The sequence below is a fragment of the Rhodococcus sp. R1101 genome, assembly GCF_000278445.1.
In the GTDB taxonomy this organism is placed as follows: Bacteria; Actinomycetota; Actinomycetes; order Mycobacteriales; family Mycobacteriaceae; genus Rhodococcus; species Rhodococcus gordoniae.
This window is the reverse complement of the sequence record NZ_AJVB01000403.1, coordinates 1-3,571: the sequence shown is the minus strand read 5'-3', so window position 1 is coordinate 3,571 and position 3,571 is coordinate 1. Positions and strand designations below refer to the sequence as shown.

General features: G+C 67.8%; 4 protein-coding genes. 1 reads left to right on the top strand and 3 read right to left on the bottom strand.

Translation table 11 applies throughout. From position 1 onward, the window contains the following. The 3 genes from R1101_RS27485 to R1101_RS0118680 form a co-directional block, all read right to left on the bottom strand. On the bottom strand, positions 1–485 hold a 485-nt coding region (locus R1101_RS27485; protein ID WP_016934865.1), incomplete at its 3' end, for an ATP-binding cassette domain-containing protein. After that, entirely contained in the window at positions 478–1,467 is a 990-nt protein-coding gene (locus R1101_RS0118685; protein ID WP_016934864.1) for a branched-chain amino acid ABC transporter permease, read from the bottom strand. The genes R1101_RS27485 and R1101_RS0118685, both read right to left, overlap by 8 nt. Before the next feature lie 3 nt (positions 1,468–1,470). Next, positions 1,471–2,757 carry a branched-chain amino acid ABC transporter permease gene (locus R1101_RS0118680; protein WP_442969892.1) on the bottom strand — a complete coding sequence of 429 codons (1,287 nt, stop codon included), beginning with the start codon at positions 2,755–2,757 and terminating at the stop codon, positions 1,471–1,473. 340 nt (positions 2,758–3,097) lie between these two features. On the opposite strand from R1101_RS0118680, the gene R1101_RS27480 reads away from it, so the two are divergent. Further along, on the top strand, positions 3,098–3,571 hold a 474-nt coding region (locus tag R1101_RS27480), incomplete at its 3' end, for a hypothetical protein (protein WP_037224097.1).

Genomic DNA, 3,571 nt, shown 5'->3' with positions numbered 1-3,571 from the left:
CGTTCCTGCCGGCGCCACGTCCACGGCAGCAGCGCACCGGCCATGCGCTCCCCGGTCTGGTGCCGGGCGCCGAGGCGGACGTTGTCGAGGACGGTCATCTTCGACAGTGCCTTGGTGAGCTGGAAGGTGCGCACGATCCCGCGGCGTGCCACCTGATGGGGGTGGAGTCGGCCGAGCGGGACGCCGTCCATCGCCCACGTGCCGGTGTCGGGCCGGTCGAAGCCGGTGAGGAGATTGAACAGAGTGGTCTTGCCGGCGCCGTTCGGGCCGATCAGGCCGGTGATGCAGGAGCGCTGGATCTCGAGATGGCCGACATCCACGGCCGTGAGGCCCCCGAAGGTGCGGCGCAGGTCGTCGACGACGAGGATCGGGTCGGGCTTGGCGACGCCGGGCGTGCGGGAGACGCCGGCGAACAGGACGGCGCGTTCGTCCGCGCCGAGTACCGTCCGGGACGGCTGCGGGTCGGGTCGGATCGTGTCAGGCATCGAGTTGCACCTTCCGCTTGCTTCCCAGGATGCCTTGTGGCCGGAAGACCATCATCACCGCGATGAGAACGCCGAGCAGTACGTACCGCATCGCGCCGACCTGCTGTTCGGTGAGGGGAAGCAGCGGGTCGGGTCCGGCGATCGCCTGTCGCAGGAAGGCGTCCGGGAGGGTGAGCAGGAACCAGAACACCATCGCACCGAGGACCGGTCCGAAGACCGTTCCCGCCCCGCCGAGGATGAGTGCGCCGAATGCGAAGAAGGTCTGTGCCGTCGAGTAGAAGTCGGGGTTGATCGACTTGGTCTGCAGCGCGTTGAAGATTCCGCCGAGGCCGCCGATCATGCCGCCGAGCACGAGGGCCTGCATCTTGTAGGCGAAGACGTTCTTGCCGAGTGCGCGGGCCGCGTCCTCGTCTTCGCGCACCGCTTCGAGGACCCGTCCCCACGGACTGTGGGAGAGGAGGTGGACCAGACCGCACAGCAGCAGCACGAGCGTCCACCCGACGACCATCGCCCACAGGTCGTCGCCGTAGAACCGCATACCGAGCAGGTTGTACTGGCGACTCGAATCGAACGGGCTCAGGGAGGTGAACGGCTCGGCGAATCCCCACAGGCCGCGGGTGGAGCCGGTCACCGAGTCGGACGCGGTGGAGCGGAACATCAGGCGCAGGATCTCCGCCGCGGCGATCGTGGCGACGGCGAGATAGTCGGCGCGCAATCGCAGGGTGGGGATACCGAGGACCAGGGCGAGCAGACCTGCCAGGGCGAGGCCTACGAGGATGCCCACCCACAACGGCTGGTCGTAGGTGACGGTCATGATGCCCACGCCGTAACCGCCCAGCAGTGCGAAGCCGATCTGCCCGAAGTTCAGCAGGCCGGCGTAGCCGTAGTGCAGGTTCAGCCCGATCGCGAGCAGAGCGTAGAAGATCGCCGACGGGCCGATGAGCTGGGCGAAGGAAACCTGGAGTACCGCAACGATATCCATGGGTCACCCGATCCTTGTCCGACTGCCGAGGATGCCCTGGGGGCGGATGACCAGGATGACGATGAGGACGAGCAGGCCGCCGATGTACTTCAGGTCCGGATTGATCACGAGGGTGGACAGCTGGACGAGCAGGCCCACCACGACGCATCCGACCAGCGCGCCGTAGGCGGTACCGAGACCGCCGAGGATGATGCCGGCGAACATCAGCAGCAGCAGCTTGAAGCCCATCTCCCACTGCACGCGCCCGCCGAGCTCCGACAGGCCGAAGAGCACACCGCCGAGTGCGGCGAGCCCGCCGCCGAGCCCCCACACGAAACGGATGACGTGTTCGACGTCGATCCCCGACGACGCCGCGAGGTCGCGGTTGTCGGCCACGGCGCGCATGGCCTTGCCGATCCGGGTGCGCTGCAGCAGCAGTGCCACCCCGACGAGCACCACCAGGCTGATCACGATGCACGCGAGGTTGACCGGTGTGATCGCGATCGGCCCCCACACCAGCTGTTGCTGGGCCTGGTAGTCGTCGAACGCCTGTGTACGGTCGGAGAAGAAGGCCAGGATGAGATAGCGCAACGAGATCGCGAGCCCGATCGACACCACCAGCTGCGCGATCAGGCCGGTGTGGCGCCGCCGGAGCGGAGCCCAGATCAGCGTGTTGTTGAGCAGGCCGATGACGATGCCGACGATCACCGCCAGGATCGTGGCCGGTATCAACCGGATGCCGAGCGTGACATTGAAGATCCACGCCGCGACCGCCCCGAGGGTCACCAATTCTCCGTGGGCGAAGTTCGTCAGGCCCGTGGTGCCGAAGATGAGGCTCAGGCCCACCCCGGCGATGGCGATGACCAAGCCGAAACGCAGACCGTCGACGATCGTGCGGATCAGTGTCTCGCTCCAGGCCACCGTCGAGCCGGTGCGGGCCTCGCCGAACGAGAAGATCACCGTGTTCGCCTGTCCCGGCGCCACTTCACGGGTGACGGAGGTCTGGACGGTGACGTCGTCGGGCAGACTCCCGGTGTCGACCTCGAAGACGTAGGTGCCGGGTGGGACGCTGAGTTCCCAGCGTCCGCCGTCGGCCGACTCGGCTTCCGCGACCACCTCGCCGCCAGTCGTCGTCGCACGGACGACGACGCCGTCGAGACGTTCACCGGCGTTGTTCAGCGTGCCGCGGACGGTCACCCCTCGCCGCGGGCGTCCTCGTCGGGGGACGGCCGGTGCCGTGGTCGCGGGCGGGGAGGGTGGATCCGGTGGATCCTGCGCGGAGGAGAATCCGGCGCCGAGAAGAACGAACAGGACACCCGTGAGCGTGACGAGTACGGCGCGAACCGATCGGCGGAGTGTCGACGTCGGTGGTCGCCGACATCCCGAGGTTGGGGCCACGCGGGTCCTCCCGGTCGGTGCGCTGTCATCGAGCGCGGCGCCGCGCCCGAGGCGTCATCCGAACAGGGATGACGCCGGACTACGGTGTCGTGAGAGGGGACTCTAGCGGCTGCGACGCGGCTCGAGGGAAAAATTGGATCACCCGGACGTTTCGGTCTCGTTTCTTCGGTTCACGAGCGTTCGTAGATACCGGCGGGAAGCAGGTCGGGCGGTGTGGCCGACGCTGTCGCCCTCGGTCCCTAGACTGGCACGCGTGACCCGTGCATCCACTTCCGCGACGTCCATCGCGGCCACCGACGACCGCCCGACCCTGCTGCTCCTCGACGGCCACTCGCTCGCGTTCCGCGCGTTCTACGCGCTGCCCGCCGAGAACTTCAAGACCCACAGCGGGCAGACCACGAACGCGGTCTACGGGTTCACCTCCATGCTCATCAACCTGCTGCGCGACGAACAGCCCACGCACGTCGCGGCGGCATTCGACGTCAGCCGCAAGACCTTCCGCGCCGAACTGTTCGCTGCCTACAAAGCTCAGCGCAGCGCCGCGCCCGACGACTTCAAGGGCCAGATCGACCTCACCAAGGACGTCCTCGGGGCGATGGGGATCCCGGTGATGGCGATCGAGGGTTACGAGGCCGACGACATCATCGCCACGCTCGCCACACAGGCGCATGCGCGGGGCTTCAAGGTGCTCGTGGTGACGGGCGACCGCGACGCGCTCCAGCTCGTC